The organism is Reyranella humidisoli (genome assembly GCF_019039055.1).
GTDB lineage: Bacteria > Pseudomonadota > Alphaproteobacteria > Reyranellales > Reyranellaceae > Reyranella > Reyranella humidisoli.
In genome coordinates this window covers 3,092,836-3,107,915 of the sequence record NZ_JAHOPB010000001.1, presented here as the reverse complement: position 1 = coordinate 3,107,915, position 15,080 = coordinate 3,092,836, and the positions used below count along the sequence as shown (strand labels likewise).

The following is a 15,080-nucleotide window of genomic DNA, read 5'->3' as shown; positions in this document are numbered from 1 at the left end:
ACGTCAGCGAGCGCGCTGCGGCGCGCCCATCAGGCGCGAGATCTCATCCGCCGCTGCCATCAGCCGCGGGATGTAGCGGTCCATCACCTCGGGCTTGAGGCGCTCCACCGGCACCGTCAGTCCGATCGCGGCGGCCGGGCGGCCGGCGTGGTCCCAGATAACGGAAGCTGCGCCGCCCACCTGCTCGCGCCACTCGCCGGCGTTGGTCGAATAGCCATCGAGGCGAATTTTCACCAGCGCCGCCAGGAGATCGTCGCGCCGGTAAAGGGTATGCGGCGTGAAGCGCTGCAGTTCCTCGGGCAACGCCTGCAACGCCTCTGGCGACTGCACCGAAAGCAGCACCTTGCCGGTTGCGACGCAATGCGCGGGCGTGCGCTGGCCGATGCGCGAGTAGGCACGAACCGGCTGGGTGCTCTCGACATTGTGGATCGACACCACCTCGCACGAGGCCATGTCGAGGATCGACAGATGCGCCGTCTCGTCGACTTCGGCGACCAGGCGCTGCATCACCGGCGTGGCGATCTGCGCGACGTCGAGGCGGCTGATGATCATCGCGCCCAGTTCCCACAGCCGGGTCGTGACGGTGTAGCGCTGCTCGACCTGGCTGACGTAGCCACGGCTCGACAGGGTTTGCAGCAGGCGGTGCACGTTGCTCTTGGACAGGCCGAGCTTCGTCGCCAGCTCGGTGACGCCGAGGGGCGCCCCGCTGGAGGCCAGGGCCTCCAGCACCGTCAGTGCCTTGACGACCGTCGTATCCATCAGTCGAGCGTGATGTTGAGCGCGCGGACCAGCGGCTCCCAGAGGGCGCGGTCCTTCGCCATGTACTTGTCGGCCGACCCCGGCTCCTGCGGGCCGGGGATCACGATCGCCAGCGGCTCGAAGCGAGCCTGCAGCACCCCCGAGGCCAGGATCTTGTTGATCGCGGCCTCGATGCGCGCGACCACCGGCGCCGGCGTGGCCTTCGGTACGGCCAATGCGTACCAGCCCAGCGCCTCGAACCCCGGATAGCCGCTTTCGGCGACGGTCGGGATCGACGGATCGACGGCGAGGCGCTTGGCGCTGGTGATGGCGAGCGGCACCACCGTCTTCTGGGCGATGTGCGGCAGCGCGCCGGAAACCACTTCCGAAAACATCTGCACTTCGTCGGCCAGCAGGGCGCGCATCGCGCCGGCGCTGCCTGGGTATGGGATATGCGTGATCTTGATCCCGGCTTGCTGGGCGAACAGTTCCGCCGCGAGATGCAGAGAGGAACCGAGGCCCGACGAGGAATAGTTCACCTTGCCCGGATGGGCCTTCGCGTAAGCCACGAACTCCGACAGCGTCTTCGCGGGGAACTTCGGGTTGACGATGAACACCACCGGAACCTCGGCGATGATCGACACCATCCTGAAGTCGCGATCGGTGTCGTAGGCCAGGCCTTTCTTCAGCAGCGGATTGAGCGTGTAGGTCGTGCCCGTGCCCAGCAGCATCGTGTAGCCGTCGGCCGGCGCGTTTGCCGTCGCGGTCGCGCCGATCGCGGTGGCGGCGCCGCCCTTGTTGTCGACGATCACTGGCTGGCCCAGTTCCTTCGCCAGCGGTTCGGCCAGCACGCGCGCCAGCAGGTCGTTGGTCGCTCCCGGCGGATAGGGCACGATCAGCTTGATCGGCTTGTCCGGATACTGCTGCGCCGATGCCCCGCCCACCAAGCCGAGCGAGAGGGCGACGGCACCCGCGAGAGCCACGCAAAATTGCTTCCTGAACACGCTTCCTCCTGCTTGTACGCTTGTCTTCCGTCTTGCGCGACGAACGGACCTAGGCCGCTGCCGCGAGTTCGCGATCGATCTCGAGAGCGCCCGCCTTCAGGCGCGGGATCAATTCGCGGCCGAAATCGGTGACGTCACCCAACGGGTCGAAGCCGCGGATCAGGAACGAGGCCACGCCCAGCCGGTAGTATTTCAGCATCGCCTCGGCGACCTGCTCCGGCGTTCCCACCAGGCACGAGGTGTTGCCCTTGCCGGCAGCAGCGCCGGCGACCGGCATCCACAGACGCTCGTCGTGCACGTCGCCGCGCTTGGCCAGTTCGACCAGGCGCTCGGCCGACTTGTCCTGCGCCTTGGTCGGCATGGTGCCGCTCGACTTCAGGTCGTCGAGGATCTTCTTCGCCTTGTCCCAGGCCTTGCCTTCGGTCTCCGCGATGATCGGGCGGAACGAGACGTTGAAGCGCGGCGTGCGACCGAACGGTTGGGTCATCCGGCGGAACTGGGCGATGCGTTCGGCCGTCTCGGCGAGCGGCTCACCGAACATCGCGAAGGCATCGCAATGCTGCGCGCCCATCTCCATCGCACCCGGCGAGGAGCCGCCGAAGAACAGCGGCGGATAGGGCTGCTGGAAGGGCCTAGCCTCGGAGAACACGTCCTTGAAGCGGTAGAACTTGCCCTCGAAGTCGAAAGGCTTGGTCGAGGTCCAGACCTTGCGCATCACGTCGAGATACTCGGCGGCGCGCACGTAGCGCTCTTCCTTGGGCGAGAAGTCGCCCTCGCGCTGCTGGTCGGCATCGCTGTTGCCCACGATGATGTGCAGCGCCAGACGGCCGCCGGAGAGCTGGTCGAGCGTCGCCGCGGCGCGCGCCGCGATGGTCGGCGCCACGACGCCCGGGCGATGGGCGATCAGGAAGGACAGCGTCCTTGTCTGGCAGGCCGCGTAGCTCGCGACGTTGAAGCCCTCGGCCGACGACGCGTAGTAGCCGACGAGCGCGTAGTCGAAGCCCGCGGCTTCGTGGGCCTGCGAGAATTCGCGGAGGAAGGTCGGCGAGATGCCCCCGGCGATCACATGCAGCGCGGTCCCCTGTGGCGGGGCCACCCCGATCATTCCGATCACTTTGACGGGCATGCTTCCTCCAGGAGTGCTATATATTGGAACACTGTTCCATAATACTCGCGTCGCCGAAGTTTGGTGTCAAGGTGAAGGCCGCAACGTCTATAAGAACCGCCCATGACCAATGCCCTTCCCCCGATCGAGACGCTTCGCGACGCCTGCTCCGCCATCGCCGAAGAGGCCGCGCGCGAGATCATGCGCATCTATGCCGGCGACCTCGGCGCCCGCGACAAGGCCGACAAGAGCCCTGTCACCGACGCGGATCACGCGGCGGAGGCGGTCATCCTGGCCGGCCTGCGCAAACTCACGCCCGACACCGTGATAATCGCCGAGGAGGAGATGGCCGCCGGTCGCGTCCCCACACTTCAGGACGGACGGCCCTTCTGGCTCGTCGACCCGCTCGACGGCACCAAGGAGTTCATCAAGAGGAACGGCGAGTTCACGGTGAACATTGCGCTGATCGAAGGCGGCCGCCCGACCCTCGGCATCGTGCTGGCACCGGCCACCGAAACCCTGTGGCGCGGTGCCAGGGGGCTGGGCGCCGACAAGCGCGAGGGCAACGGCGCCTTCGAGACCATCCGCACACGCACGCCGCCGAGCCACGGGCTGACCGCCTGCGCCAGCCGCAGCCACGCGATCTACAGCGACCTCGACATCTGGTTCCGCAACAACAACCTCACCGTGGCCGACCGCGTGCAGGCGGGGTCATCGCTGAAGTTCTGCCTGATCGCCGAGGGCAAGGCCGACATCTATCCGCGCTTTGGGCCGACCAACGAGTGGGACACGGCCGCGGCGCAGGGCGTGCTTGAGGCCGCTGGCGGAGAAGTCGTCACCACCGACGACCGTCCCCTGCTCTACGGCAAGCCGCGCTTCTCCAATCCGCATTTCATCGCCCGCAGCCTGGCGGCGCGATGAGCGTGATCGAGGCGACGGCGCAATCCATTGCCGAGGCCGCGTCAACGCTGCGCGACGGCGGCCTCGTCGCCTTCCCGACCGAGACCGTCTACGGCCTGGGCGGCGACGCGACCAACGAGCGTGCCGTCGCGGCCATCTTCGAGGCCAAGGGCCGGCCGCAATTCAATCCCCTGATCAGCCATGTCCTCGATGCCGCGTCCGCCCGCGCCTTCGTGCGCTGGAACGACACGGCGGAGAAGCTCGCGGCCCGCTTCTGGCCCGGTCCCCTGACCCTGGTGCTGCCGCGGGCCGAAGGCTCGACCATCGCCCTGCTCGCGACCGCCGGCCTCGACACGGTTGCGATCCGGGCGCCCTCTCATCCAGTGGCGCAGGCGCTGATGCGCGCGACCGGCCGGCCGATCGCCGCGCCCTCCGCCAACCGCAGCGGCGAGGTCAGCCCGACACGCCCGGAGCATGTCGCGCAGTCTCTGGGTGCGCGCGCGCCGATGATCCTCGATGGCGGCCCCTGTCTCGTCGGCGTGGAATCCACCGTGCTCGATCTCACGGCCGCAACGCCCATCCTGCTGCGTCCTGGCGGCGCGACACGCGAGGCGATCGAAGCGGTGATCGGACAGATCGCCCTCAGCGACGCCATTCCGAGCGGCGATGCAGCGCGCAAGTCGCCGGGCCAACTCCAAAGCCACTATGCACCGTCGCGGCCCGTCCGGCTTGAGGCGACGTCCGTCACGCCCGACGAAGGCCTGCTGGCCTTTGGCGAAAGCGTGCCCGCGGGCGCCATGCTGACGATGAACCTGAGCCCCACCGGCAATCTGGGCGAGGCCGCCGCCAACCTGTTCGCCATGATGCGGTCGCTCGACCGGCCCGGCATCGGCCGCATCGCCGTCGCACCCATTCCGCACACCGGCCTCGGCCTTGCGATCAACGACAGGCTGAGGCGGGCCGCAGCGGATGACGGCTCCAACAGGCAGCGCTAGTCTGCCGCCAAAGCGAGGAAACAATGCCCGATACCGCCATCATCCCGACGATTCCGACGGCCCCCGTCACACCCGCGATCCTCGAGAGCCTACGTGCCATCGTGGGTGACAAGGGCCTGATCTCCGACGACCAGGGCAAGCAGCCCTTCGTCACCGACTGGCGCGGCTCGATCGTGGGCAACGCCGCCGTGGTCGTGCGCCCGGCGAACGTCGAGGAAGTCTCCAAGGTCGTGAAGCTCTGCCACGACAACGGGATCGCCATCGTCCCGCAGGCCGGCAACACCGGCCTGATGGGCGGCGCGACGCCCTGGCCCTCGCATACCGGCATCGTCCTGTCGGTCGGCCGCATGAACAAGGTGCTGAACGTCGATCCGGTCGGTTACTCGATGACCGTCGAGTCGGGCTGCGTGCTGCAGACGCTGCAGGAGACTGCGGCCAGCCACGACCGCTTCTTCCCGCTGTTCCTGGGCGCCCAGGGCTCGTGCATGATCGGCGGCAATCTCTCGACCAACGCCGGCGGCGTGCAGGTGCTGCGCTACGGCAACGCGCGCAACCTCGTCATGGGCCTCGAAGTGGTGCTGCCCAACGGCGACATCTGGAACGGGCTGCGCGCGCTGAAGAAGGACAATACCGGCTACGACCTGAAGCACCTGTTCATGGGCGCCGAGGGCACGCTGGGCATCATCACCAAGGCGGTGCTGAAGCTGTGGCCCGCCGCCAAGGACGTGGCGACCGCCTGGCTCGCGATCCGCGATCCGCAGGCAGCCATCGAGATCCTGTCCGAGGCGCACGGCGCGTCGGAAGACAATGTCGGCTCGTGCGAACTGATGAGCCGGACCTGTACCGACATGGTGCTCCGCAACATCCCCGGCACGCAGGATCCTCTGAAAGCCGACACGGAATGGTTCCTGCTCCTCGAATGGACGTCGGCGCGTCCCAAGACCGAGGGGTCCGAGGGCATGTCGGAAAAGATGGAGCAGTTCCTCGCCGACCAGATGGAAGCCGGCCGCGTGATCGATGCCGTCATCGCCCAGAGCGAGGCGCAGGCGCGCAACATGTGGGTGATCCGCGAATCGGTCGCGCCCGCGTCGCGCGCCGAAGGGCCGGGCCTCAGCTACGACATCTCGGTCTCGATCTCGAAGGTGCCGGAGTTCATCGAACGCGGGCTCAAGGCCGCGCTCGACATCCTGCCCAGCATCCGCCCCTATCCGCTCGGCCATATCGGCGACGGCAACATCCATTTCTCCTTCATGGGACCGAAGGGGATGGATCGCGAGACGCTCAAGCAATACTCACCCGCCATCACCCGCGCGGTGAACGATCTGGTGACGAGCCTCGACGGATCGATCTCGGCCGAGCACGGCATCGGCATCGACAAGCTCGACGAGTTGGCCCATTACCGCAGCCGCATCGAGCTCGACACGATGCGCACCATCAAACGCGCGCTCGATCCGAAGAACATCATGAACCCCGGCAAGGTGCTGCGTGTCTGAGACCGAATTCGTCGAAAAGCTGCGCGCCATCGTCGGCGACAAGGGCCTGATCACCGACGAACAGGGCAAGCACCCTTACGTTACGGATTGGCGCGAGAACTTCGCGGGCAATGCGCTCGCCGTGGTACGGCCAGCCAACACCGAGGAGGTCGCCGCCGTCGTGGGGCTGTGCGCGGCCGAGAAGGTCGCCGTGGTGCCGCAGGGCGGCAACACCGGCCTGGTGGGCGGCGGCACGCCCGATGAGAAGGGCCGCGAGATCGTGCTGTCGCTCAACCGCATGACACGCATCCTCGACATCGATCTCATCGGATATTCGATGACCGTCGAGGCCGGCGTCATCCTGAAGACCATCCAGGAGACGGCGGCGGCGAACGATCGCCTGTTCCCCTTGTCTCTGGCGGCCGAGGGAAGCTGCACGATCGGCGGCAATCTCTCGACCAATGCCGGCGGCGTGCAGGTCCTGCACTACGGCAATGCCCGCCAGCTCGTGCTCGGCCTCGAAGTCGTGACGCCGCAGGGCGAGATCTGGAACGGGCTGCGCGCGCTCAAGAAGGACAATACCGGCTACGATTTGCGCGACCTCTATCTCGGCGCGGAGGGCACACTGGGCATCATCACCCGCGCGGTGCTGAAGCTCTGGCCCAAGCCCAAGGACGTGGCGACCGCCTGGGTAGCAATCCCCTCGCCCGAGGCCGCCGTCGCGCTGTTGAGTGGCGCGCATGCCGCGTCCGAGGACAACGTCACCTCCTGCGAGCTGATGGGCCGCCAGGGCATCGACCTCGTGCTGCAGCACATCCCCGGCGCCACCGACCCCCTGTCTGAGAAGCACGACTGGTACGTCCTGCTCGAATGGTCATCGACGCGCGCCCGGCGCGAGGGTGAAAACGCGGGCGGCCTGCGCGAGAAGATGGAGACCTATCTCGGCGAGGCGATGGAACAAGGCCTCGTGCTCGACGCCACCATCGCCCAGAATGAGGCGCAGGCGCGCGCTCTGTGGGCGCTTCGCGAGAACCACTCGGAAGCCTCCAAGAAGGAAGGCCCTTCCGTGAAGCACGACATCTCCGTTGCCGTGAGCAGGATCCCCTCCTTCGTCACCGAGGGTCTTGCGGCGATGAGGAAGGTTCTCCCCGAGTGTCGCCCGGTCGCCTTCGGTCATGTCGGCGACGGCAACCTCCACTTCAACTGCCAGGCGCCGGCCGGCTGGGACAAGGCGCGCTTCATGCCGCACACCCATGCCGTGAACGCCGCGATCTACGATATCGTCGTGGGCTACGGCGGTTCGATCTCGGCCGAGCACGGGATCGGCCTGCTAAAGGTCGACGAACTCGCCCACTACCGCAGCAAGGTCGAGATCGACACGATGCGCACCATCAAGCGCGCGCTGGATCCGCAGAACCTGATGAACCCGGGCAAGATCGTCCGGGTTTGATCTGTTACGGCCGCGGCGTGCGGTCGTTGGTGCGGTCGACGATCTCGAACTGGACGTCGGTGATCTTGCCGTCGTGATGCGGACGCGCCGGCGGCGTGGGCTCCACGTCGCGGCGGAAGAAACTCAGGATCCAGCGTTTGGCCCGGAAGGCCAGCAACAGCACGAGCAGGACGGCGGCTACGCCCGCGATCACGGCAAAGCCCAGCACCGCCAGCACGACGAAGCCGATCAGCCCGAGGATCGCCTGGATCCAGACGCGTGGCGGCAAGCGCGACAGCATTTCGAGGAATTGCTTGCCGTTCATGGTGCCCAGCGCTTCTCGAATTCCCAGACCTCGCCGAATCCCATCAGCCCGTGGATGTCGTCGTACTGCGGCGCCGTGTCGCCGACGCTGGTGCCCGCCGCCTTGAGGTGGGCAAACGAACGGCGCATCGCTTCCGCCGCCACTGTGAGACCGAGAACCGGGTAGATCGCGAGATCGAAGCCCCACTTCTTCAGCCGATCGACCTCGGCGCGCGGCGTCTTGCCGAACTCGACCATGTTGGCCAGCAGCGGCTTGCTCACTTCCCGGCCAATGCGCTCGAGTTCCGCCTCGCTCTCGGGCGATTCGACGAAAATGATGTCGGCACCGGATTCCTCGTAGAGCTTCGCCCGGCGCAGCGCCTCGTCGAGCCCCAGCGCGGTGCGCGCGTCCGTGCGCGCCACGATCAGGGTCTCTTCGTGCCGGCGCGCATCCGAGGCGACGCGGAGTTTCACCGCCATCTCCTCGGCCGGCACGACGCGCCGGCCCGGCGTGTGGCCGCACTTCTTCGGCATCTCCTGATCCTCGATCTGGATCGCCGCAACGCCCGCCGCCTCGTAACCGCGGATCGTGCGCTGCACGTTCAGCAGTCCGCCGTAACCGGTATCGGCGTCGGCGATCAGTGGGGTCTCGACCACCGAGCAGATCATCTCGGCACGGCCCAGCATGTCGGAATAGGTCGCGAGCCCCGCATCCGGCAGGCCGAGCATCGATGCGGTCGCGCCATAGCCCGTCATGTAGAGCGCCGGAAACCCCATGCGGTCCGCGACGCGCGCGGAAATGCCGTCGTAGATGCCCGGCGCCAGGATAAACTCGCCCCGCGCCAGGAAGTCGCGCAGCTTCGCTGCCTGTCGATTGCCTGCCATGTCTCTCTCCTCGCCCAGGAAAATGACGGAGTTGTGTCGACGGGACCAGTCCTGCGACAACGAAAACGGCCGGCGATCAGGGACCGCCGGCCGCTTCTTTGGTGGGATGTCAGCCGATCAGACTGAGACGGGCTTCAGCTCCTGGGAGCCCGCCGACTTGCAGAAGGTCGTGGTCTCGGTCGTCGTCTGGCCGTTCTTGGTGGCGGTCAGTTCGATCGGGCGGCAGGTGCTGCCGTCGGCACGGCTGCTGGCCGGCGCGACCGGCTTGGCGCTCACCACGGTCGGCGGCGCCTGCGTCGAGGACGACGAGGAAGTCTTGGTCGGCTCGACCGTATAGGTCGTCGGCACGTTGTTGTCGGCGACGAACGCATACTGCGTGGCCTCGGCCAGGCGACGGCGTTCCTGATCGTCGAGCGCACGACCGACGAGATTACCCGCCAGGCCACCGACCAGAGCGCCACCGACGGCACCGCCGACGGACCCGAAGGCCAGGCCACCCACGACACCGCCGAGCGCGGCGCCCATGACGGTACCGGTCGTCTGGTTGGTCGGCTGGCCGCGATCGTTCGTACAGGCGGCTGCAAGTCCGAGGGCCGCGATCACACCCACGACCCTCAGCGCAACCTTCCTTGCGGAGGGAAAGGCCGTGGCAGCAGTCAATGCAGTCATCTCGTGCATCTCCGTTTGTAATCTGGGACGGTCACTCTACTCCAAAGGTACTGCTTGCTGCCACGGGCTTCGTCCTCCGCATCCGCATAGGAGCGCGGCGCATCGCACGAGGCGAGTAGCAGTCCGGTCCGCACGAGGACCAGGGCGAGGTCGTCTCTGTCGGAGTCCGGGATGTCCGCCAATCCGTCCTTTGCGGTGCGCCTGGTGATCAGGCAACGGTAGAGCGGCGTGCCGTCGGTCAGTCGATCGGTCTGGCGGCAGCGCAGGTTTCGCGGCTGCGTGGCCAGCGCGTCGGCCGCGAGCTTGTGCAGGGCCGGATCGTCGACGCTGTCGACGCCCTGCAGCCTGATCTCGCCACTGCGATCCTTGAGGCCGATCAGCATCAGCGTCTTGCCGAAATGGTCGAAGTTGCCGGCGACGAACTCGGTGGCCTTGCGCGCGTCCTCGATCGCCTTCTGGCGAGCGGCGGCTTCCTCGGCGGCCTGGCGCTGCGCTTCCTCGTCGGCGCGCTTCTTCTCGGCGATCTCGTTCTCGACCTTGCGACGCGTGTCTTCTTCGAACTGGCGCCGCGCCGCCTCGGCGTCGGCCTTCTGCTTCGCCTCGAGATTGGCCTTTGCCCGGGCTTCCTGCTCGGCTTTCGCCTTGGCATCCTGCTCGGCCTTCTCTGCACGCAGCTTGTCGGCCTCTTCGGCTGCCTGGCGTCGCGCTTCCTCGGCCGACTCGGCCGCCGCGCGCGCCTTCACCATCTCCGGATCCGGTCCGCGCGTTGCCATGGCGTAGTAGCCGCCGCCGCCGAGCGCCAGCAGCAGAACCACGGCAATGCCGGCCCACAGCCCCGCCTTGCTTTTGGTTGGCGGCGGCAGCGGGGCGTCGGCTGCAACGGGGGGCGTCGCAGGGCCGAGCACCGAAACGCGCCCGGCCGGCGGATCGTCTGCCTTGCCCATCACCATCGTGGCGCCGGGCTCGGGCGCCGACGTCATGCCGAGGATCGGCCGCCAGCCCGCGATCGACTGCGGCCGGTCGCGCGCCGCGACGGTCAAACCCGCGTCGATGCCGGCGAGCAGGCCCGGCGAGAAACCCGGCGATGCGATCCTGGCGAGCGGCTCGTAGCAGTCGTCGAGCATGCGATCGAAGGCGTTGGGCGGCGCCTTGCCGGCGATGGCGTGATAGATCGTGGCGGAGAGACCGTAGATGTCGGTCCACGGCCCCTGCTTCGCGGACGTCATCTGCTCGGCCGCCGCGTAACCCGGCGTGAAGATCGCCGTCATCGCCGCCGTGCGGCCGACCATCGCGGCGCGCGAAGCGCCGAAGTCGATCAGCGTCGGATTGCCGGCGGCGTCGAGCAGGATATTGGCCGGCTTGATGTCGCGATGCAGGAACCCCGCGGCATGAACCTGCTCCAGTCCGTCGAGCAGCGGCCACAGGATGCGATCGACTTCCTCGGGCTTGAGCCTGCCGCCGTTATTGATGCGGTCCTCGAGCGTGGCGCCGCTCAGCAGCTCCATGACGATATAGGCCGTGCCGTTGGCTTCGAGGAAATCGAAGACCTGCACGATCGCCGGCACGCGATGCAGGCTCGCCAGCGTGCGGCCTTCGGTGACGAAGCGGTCGCGGCCCCAGCCGAAATCGTCGGCCATCTTGGTTGTGCGCGGCAGAACGGTCGAGCCGTCCTGACGCACCGCCAGCGCCGAGGGCAGATACTCCTTGATCGCAACTTCGCGACCGAGCTGCACGTCGCGGGCGCGATAGGTGATGCCGAAGCCGCCCTGGCCCAGCACCGACACGATCTCGTAGCGGCCGATCGTCTGGCCCGCCTTCAGCGAAACGTAGTCGACTTCGGGCTCGGGCGGCGTGGCGCCGGCGATCGTAGTGGGTTCGTTCATGGGCGTTGCACGCCGCTAGGTGTGATGAACGACCAGCTCGACATCGCCGAGCCGCAGCTTCGATCCTGCCTGCAGCGCCACGGGAGCACCGGCCTTGAGGACAGCGCCGTTGACCGCCGTGCCGTTGGTGGAGCCGAGATCCTCGACCTGAAGCGCTTCACCCGCGAGGCTGAGCTTGGCGTGGCGCCGCGACACCGTCGGGTGCGGCACGACCAGTTGGCACTGGTCGGCGGCGCGGCCGATGCACATGCCCTGGGACTGGCCGACGAGCTTCTCCATCGACACTTCGAACGTGTGCTTGCGGCCCGCCGAATCGGGCCCCTCGAAGCGCAGAGTGATCTGCGGCACCATGCGCGTCGTCGTGCCGGGCGACACGAGCCTGGCCTGACGCACGTGGAACACCTGTACCGCGCGGCTGACATTCTTCAGCTGGTGCTCGCCGCCGTCGTGGAACACGTACTCCACACGCAGCTCGACGAGGTCACGCACCGCGCGCGACACGGCGATGCCGCCCGGCTCGGCCAGGGTCTGGATGCGCGCGGCCAGGTTCACGCCGTCGCCGAAGATGTTCTGGTCCTCGTCGTCGATGATGACTTCGCCCAGATGCACGCCGATGCGGAACAGCATGCGCTGCTCCTCGCTCAACGCGTCGTTGAAGCGGGCCATCCGCTCCTGGATGTCGATTGCGGCGGCGACCGCCGACACGGCCGAGCCGAACTCGGCCAGCATGGCGTCGCCCGCCGTGCCGACCAGGCGGCCACGGCCAGAGTCGATGGCCGGGCGCCAGACCTCGGTCTGGGCCGACTTGAGATGACGGAAGGTGCGTGTCTCCGCGCCTTCCATCATCCGGGTGAACCCGGCGAGGTCGGCGTGGACGATGGCGGCTAGGCGGCGTTGCATTTTGTCTTCGGTTCAGCGGCCCTGTCGGATTGCCGCCCGTCTGCAAGATACACCGGCCGCCGGGTGGCGGCACGGCCTGAGATGTTGCCGGCATCCTGCATTGAATCGCGGCAATCTTGCGACAATCCGGCACCCGCGGATGCCGGCACGCGTCATTTACCGGCCTTTGAAGGCCGGGGTGCGCCGCTCGCCGAGCGCCGCCAGCCCCTCCTTGAGATCGTCGGACGTCGCGCAGGCGCGCTGGGTCTGGCGGATCGAGGACATGTCGGGAGCCGCCTGGGCGAACTGCTCGATGGCGCGCTTCATGCCCGACATCGACAGCGGCGCGAGGCCCGCGAGGCGCGCGGCCTTCTCGGCCACCTTGTCCTTGAACTCGGCACGGTCGACCAGCCAGTCGAGATAGCCGACGGCCAGCAGCTCGGTGTCGTGGAAATCCTCCGACAGCAGGAAGGCGCGCTTGGCGAAGCTCGGGCTCACCTTCTGCGTATAGCGGCGCAGGCCGCTCGGATAGTAGTGCAGGCCGAAGCGCGCCGCCGGCATGAAGAAGCGCATGCCCTTCACGCCCAGCCGGAAGTCGCAGGCCAGCGCGAGGTCGGTGGCGCCGCCATAGACGCCGCCGTTCAGCGCGCACAGCGTCGGCATGCGCATCGCCTCGATGCGATCCATGACGACCTCGAAGGTATTGTCGCCGCCCTCGTCCTTGCGCTCGCCGGCCGGGATCGAGCCCAGATCATAACCGGAGCAGAAGGTCTTCTCGCCGGCGCCGGTTATCACCGTCACGCGCACGTTGGGGTCGGCGTCGGCTTTCTCCACCGCCTCGCGCAGCAGCTTCAGCCCCGCGGGATCAAGGCGGTTGTGCTTGGCCGGATCGTTCAGCGTGATGGTGGCCGTGGGGCCGTCGATGGCGAAGAGGACTGAGTTTGTCATGTGACCTCCAAAATAGCCGAGCCGGTCGCCAAAAGCGACCGAGCGCGGCATATTGCGGAACGGAGGATTTTACATGACTTACACTGCCCCGCTGGCCGACATGCGTTTCGCCCTGCGCGAAGTGGCCGGCCTTTCCGGCGTCGCCGCCCTGCCAGGTTACGAGCATGCCACGGACGACACGATCGACGCCGTGCTCGAGGAGGCCGCCAAGCTGGCTGGCAACGGCCTCGCCCCGCTCAACCGCGAGGGCGACAAGGTCGGCGCCAAGCTGGAGAACGGCGTGGTCCGCACCGCGCCGGGCTTCGCCGCCATCTACAAGGAATTTGTCGAAGGCGGCTGGAATTCCCTGCCCTTCGACCCCGAATTCGGCGGCCAGGGCATGCCGTGGCTGCTCGCGACCACGGTCCAGGAGATGTGGCAGGCCGCCAACATGGGCTTCGGCCTGGTGCTGCTGCTGAACCAGGGCGCAATCGACGCCATCCACCATCACGGCTCGGACGCGCAGAAGGCCACCTACCTGCCCAAGATGATCTCTGGCGAATGGACGGGGACGATGAACCTGACGGAGCCGCAGGCCGGCTCCGACCTTGGCCAGCTCAAGAGCCGCGCGGTGAAGAGCGGCGACCATTATCTCGTCACCGGCCAGAAGATCTTCATCACCTACGGCGAGCACGACATGGCCGAGAACATCGTGCACCTGGTGCTGGCGCGGACGCCCGATGCGCCGGCCGGTGTGCGCGGCATCTCGCTGTTCATCGTTCCGAAATATCTGGCCAACGAAGACGGCACGCCCGGCAAGCGCAACGACCTGCGCTGCGTGTCGCTCGAGCACAAGCTCGGCATCCATGCCAGCCCGACCTGCGTGATGTCGTTCGGCGACGATGGTGGCGCCGTCGGCTATCTCGTCGGCGAGGAAGGCCGGGGCCTGTCCTACATGTTCACCATGATGAACAACGCCCGCCTGTCGGTCGGCATCCAGGGCCTGGCGATCGCCGAGCGCGCCTATCAGCAGGCCGCCGCCTTCGCGCGCAGCCGCGTCCAGTCGAAGGACGATGGCAGTGCGGCGCCGGCCTCGGTCTCGATCGTCCATCATGCCGACGTGCGCCGCATGCTGATGAGCATGCGAGCCCAGATCGAGGCGATGCGGGCGCTGGGCTACTATACCGCCGCCGGCATCGACGGCGCCCTCAAGCAGCCCGACAAGGCGGCGGCCCGCAGGATCCAGGACAGGGTCGATCTCCTGATCCCGATCGTGAAGGCCTGGTTCACCGATCTCGGCAACGAGATCGCCTCGACGGGCGTGCAGATCCACGGCGGCATGGGCTTCGTCGAGGAGACCGGCGCCGCCCAGCATCTCCGCGACGCCCGCATCCTGCCGATCTACGAGGGCACTAACGGCATCCAGGCGCGCGACCTGGTCGGCCGCAAGGTCGCCAAGGACGGCGGCGAGACCATGCTGGCGCTGGTCGCCGAGATGCGCACCACGGCCGAGGATATGAAGGCCGCGCCCGGCGACGACCTCGAAGCCATCCGCACGGGCCTCGAGGCCGCGGCCGACGCGCTGGAAGACGCGACCAAATGGGTCGCCCAGTCGGTCAAGGCCGAGCTGGTGAACGCCCTGGCGGGCTCGGTACCCTTCCTGCGCCTGGCCGGCACGGCGCTGGGCGGCTGGCTGCTCGCCCGCGGCGCCCTGGTCGCCCAGACGAGGCTGGGTCAGCGCGACGGCGATCCCGCCTTCCTGGAAGCCAAGCTGGTGACGGCGCGCTTCTATGCCGAGGTGATCCTGCCGCCGGCTCTGGCCGAACTAGGCCCGCTCAAGGCGGCGGGGCGGACGGTGTTCGTGCTCTCCGAGGAGCAGTTCTGAAGCTGC

At 67.6% G+C, this 15,080-nt stretch carries 14 protein-coding genes; 5 read left to right on the top strand and 9 right to left on the bottom strand.

The features are described from left to right. Positions 1-3: 3 nt before the first annotated feature. The 3 genes from KQ910_RS15115 to KQ910_RS15105 form a co-directional block, all read right to left on the bottom strand. Complete coding sequence (locus KQ910_RS15115) at positions 4-759, bottom strand: IclR family transcriptional regulator (protein ID WP_216961794.1); 756 nt, start codon at positions 757-759, stop codon at positions 4-6. Next, the gene (locus KQ910_RS15110) at positions 759-1,721 is read right to left on the bottom strand and encodes a Bug family tripartite tricarboxylate transporter substrate binding protein (RefSeq protein ID WP_216961792.1); all 963 of its coding nucleotides are present in this window, start codon (positions 1,719-1,721) and stop codon (positions 759-761) included. The genes KQ910_RS15115 and KQ910_RS15110 overlap by 1 nt, the downstream gene beginning before the upstream one ends. Before the next feature lie 70 nt (positions 1,722-1,791). Next, a complete protein-coding gene (locus KQ910_RS15105) occupies positions 1,792-2,868 on the bottom strand; it encodes an LLM class flavin-dependent oxidoreductase (protein WP_216961789.1) in 1,077 nt (358 codons plus the stop codon). A gap of 102 nt (positions 2,869-2,970) precedes the next feature. On the opposite strand from KQ910_RS15105, the gene cysQ reads away from it, so the two are divergent. Genes cysQ through KQ910_RS15085 form a run of 4 tightly spaced genes read left to right on the top strand, consistent with a single transcriptional unit; the run spans position 2,971 to position 7,664 of the window. Continuing rightward, the gene (gene cysQ / locus KQ910_RS15100) at positions 2,971-3,768 is read left to right on the top strand and encodes a 3'(2'),5'-bisphosphate nucleotidase CysQ (protein WP_216961787.1); all 798 of its coding nucleotides are present in this window, start codon (positions 2,971-2,973) and stop codon (positions 3,766-3,768) included. After that, positions 3,765-4,742, top strand: coding sequence for an L-threonylcarbamoyladenylate synthase (locus KQ910_RS15095; RefSeq protein WP_216961784.1), 978 nt, complete (start codon positions 3,765-3,767; stop codon positions 4,740-4,742). The genes cysQ and KQ910_RS15095 overlap by 4 nt, the downstream gene beginning before the upstream one ends. A gap of 23 nt (positions 4,743-4,765) precedes the next feature. Continuing rightward, positions 4,766-6,235: an FAD-binding oxidoreductase gene (locus KQ910_RS15090; RefSeq protein ID WP_216961781.1), complete on the top strand. Its 1,470-nt coding sequence runs from the start codon at positions 4,766-4,768 to the stop codon at positions 6,233-6,235. Continuing rightward, positions 6,228-7,664, top strand: coding sequence for an FAD-binding oxidoreductase (locus KQ910_RS15085; RefSeq protein WP_216961778.1), 1,437 nt, complete (start codon positions 6,228-6,230; stop codon positions 7,662-7,664). Before KQ910_RS15090 ends, KQ910_RS15085 begins: the two co-directional genes overlap by 8 nt. A 4-nt stretch (positions 7,665-7,668) precedes the next feature. On the opposite strand, the gene KQ910_RS15080 is transcribed toward KQ910_RS15085, so the two are convergent. The 6 genes from KQ910_RS15080 to KQ910_RS15055 all read right to left on the bottom strand — a co-directional run bounded on the left by KQ910_RS15080 (position 7,669) and on the right by KQ910_RS15055 (position 13,210). After that, complete coding sequence (locus KQ910_RS15080; protein ID WP_216961775.1) at positions 7,669-7,968, bottom strand: hypothetical protein; 300 nt, start codon at positions 7,966-7,968, stop codon at positions 7,669-7,671. Then, positions 7,965-8,831 (bottom strand): isocitrate lyase/PEP mutase family protein, encoded by an 867-nt coding sequence (locus tag KQ910_RS15075; RefSeq protein WP_216961772.1) that lies wholly within the window; start codon positions 8,829-8,831, stop codon positions 7,965-7,967. The genes KQ910_RS15080 and KQ910_RS15075 overlap by 4 nt, the downstream gene beginning before the upstream one ends. A 117-nt stretch (positions 8,832-8,948) precedes the next feature. Continuing rightward, entirely contained in the window at positions 8,949-9,500 is a 552-nt protein-coding gene (locus KQ910_RS15070) for a glycine zipper domain-containing protein (protein ID WP_216961769.1), read from the bottom strand. After that, positions 9,497-11,383: a protein kinase domain-containing protein gene (locus KQ910_RS15065; RefSeq protein WP_216961766.1), complete on the bottom strand. Its 1,887-nt coding sequence runs from the start codon at positions 11,381-11,383 to the stop codon at positions 9,497-9,499. Before KQ910_RS15065 ends, KQ910_RS15070 begins: the two co-directional genes overlap by 4 nt. A 15-nt stretch (positions 11,384-11,398) precedes the next feature. Beyond that, positions 11,399-12,283 carry an adenylate/guanylate cyclase domain-containing protein gene (locus tag KQ910_RS15060; protein ID WP_216961764.1) on the bottom strand — a complete coding sequence of 295 codons (885 nt, stop codon included), beginning with the start codon at positions 12,281-12,283 and terminating at the stop codon, positions 11,399-11,401. 156 nt (positions 12,284-12,439) lie between these two features. Continuing rightward, positions 12,440-13,210 carry an enoyl-CoA hydratase/isomerase family protein gene (locus KQ910_RS15055; protein ID WP_216961761.1) on the bottom strand — a complete coding sequence of 257 codons (771 nt, stop codon included), beginning with the start codon at positions 13,208-13,210 and terminating at the stop codon, positions 12,440-12,442. Between the two features lie 73 nt (positions 13,211-13,283). On the opposite strand from KQ910_RS15055, the gene KQ910_RS15050 reads away from it, so the two are divergent. After that, a complete protein-coding gene (locus KQ910_RS15050; RefSeq protein WP_216961758.1) occupies positions 13,284-15,074 on the top strand; it encodes an acyl-CoA dehydrogenase in 1,791 nt (596 codons plus the stop codon). Positions 15,075-15,080 lie beyond the last annotated feature (6 nt).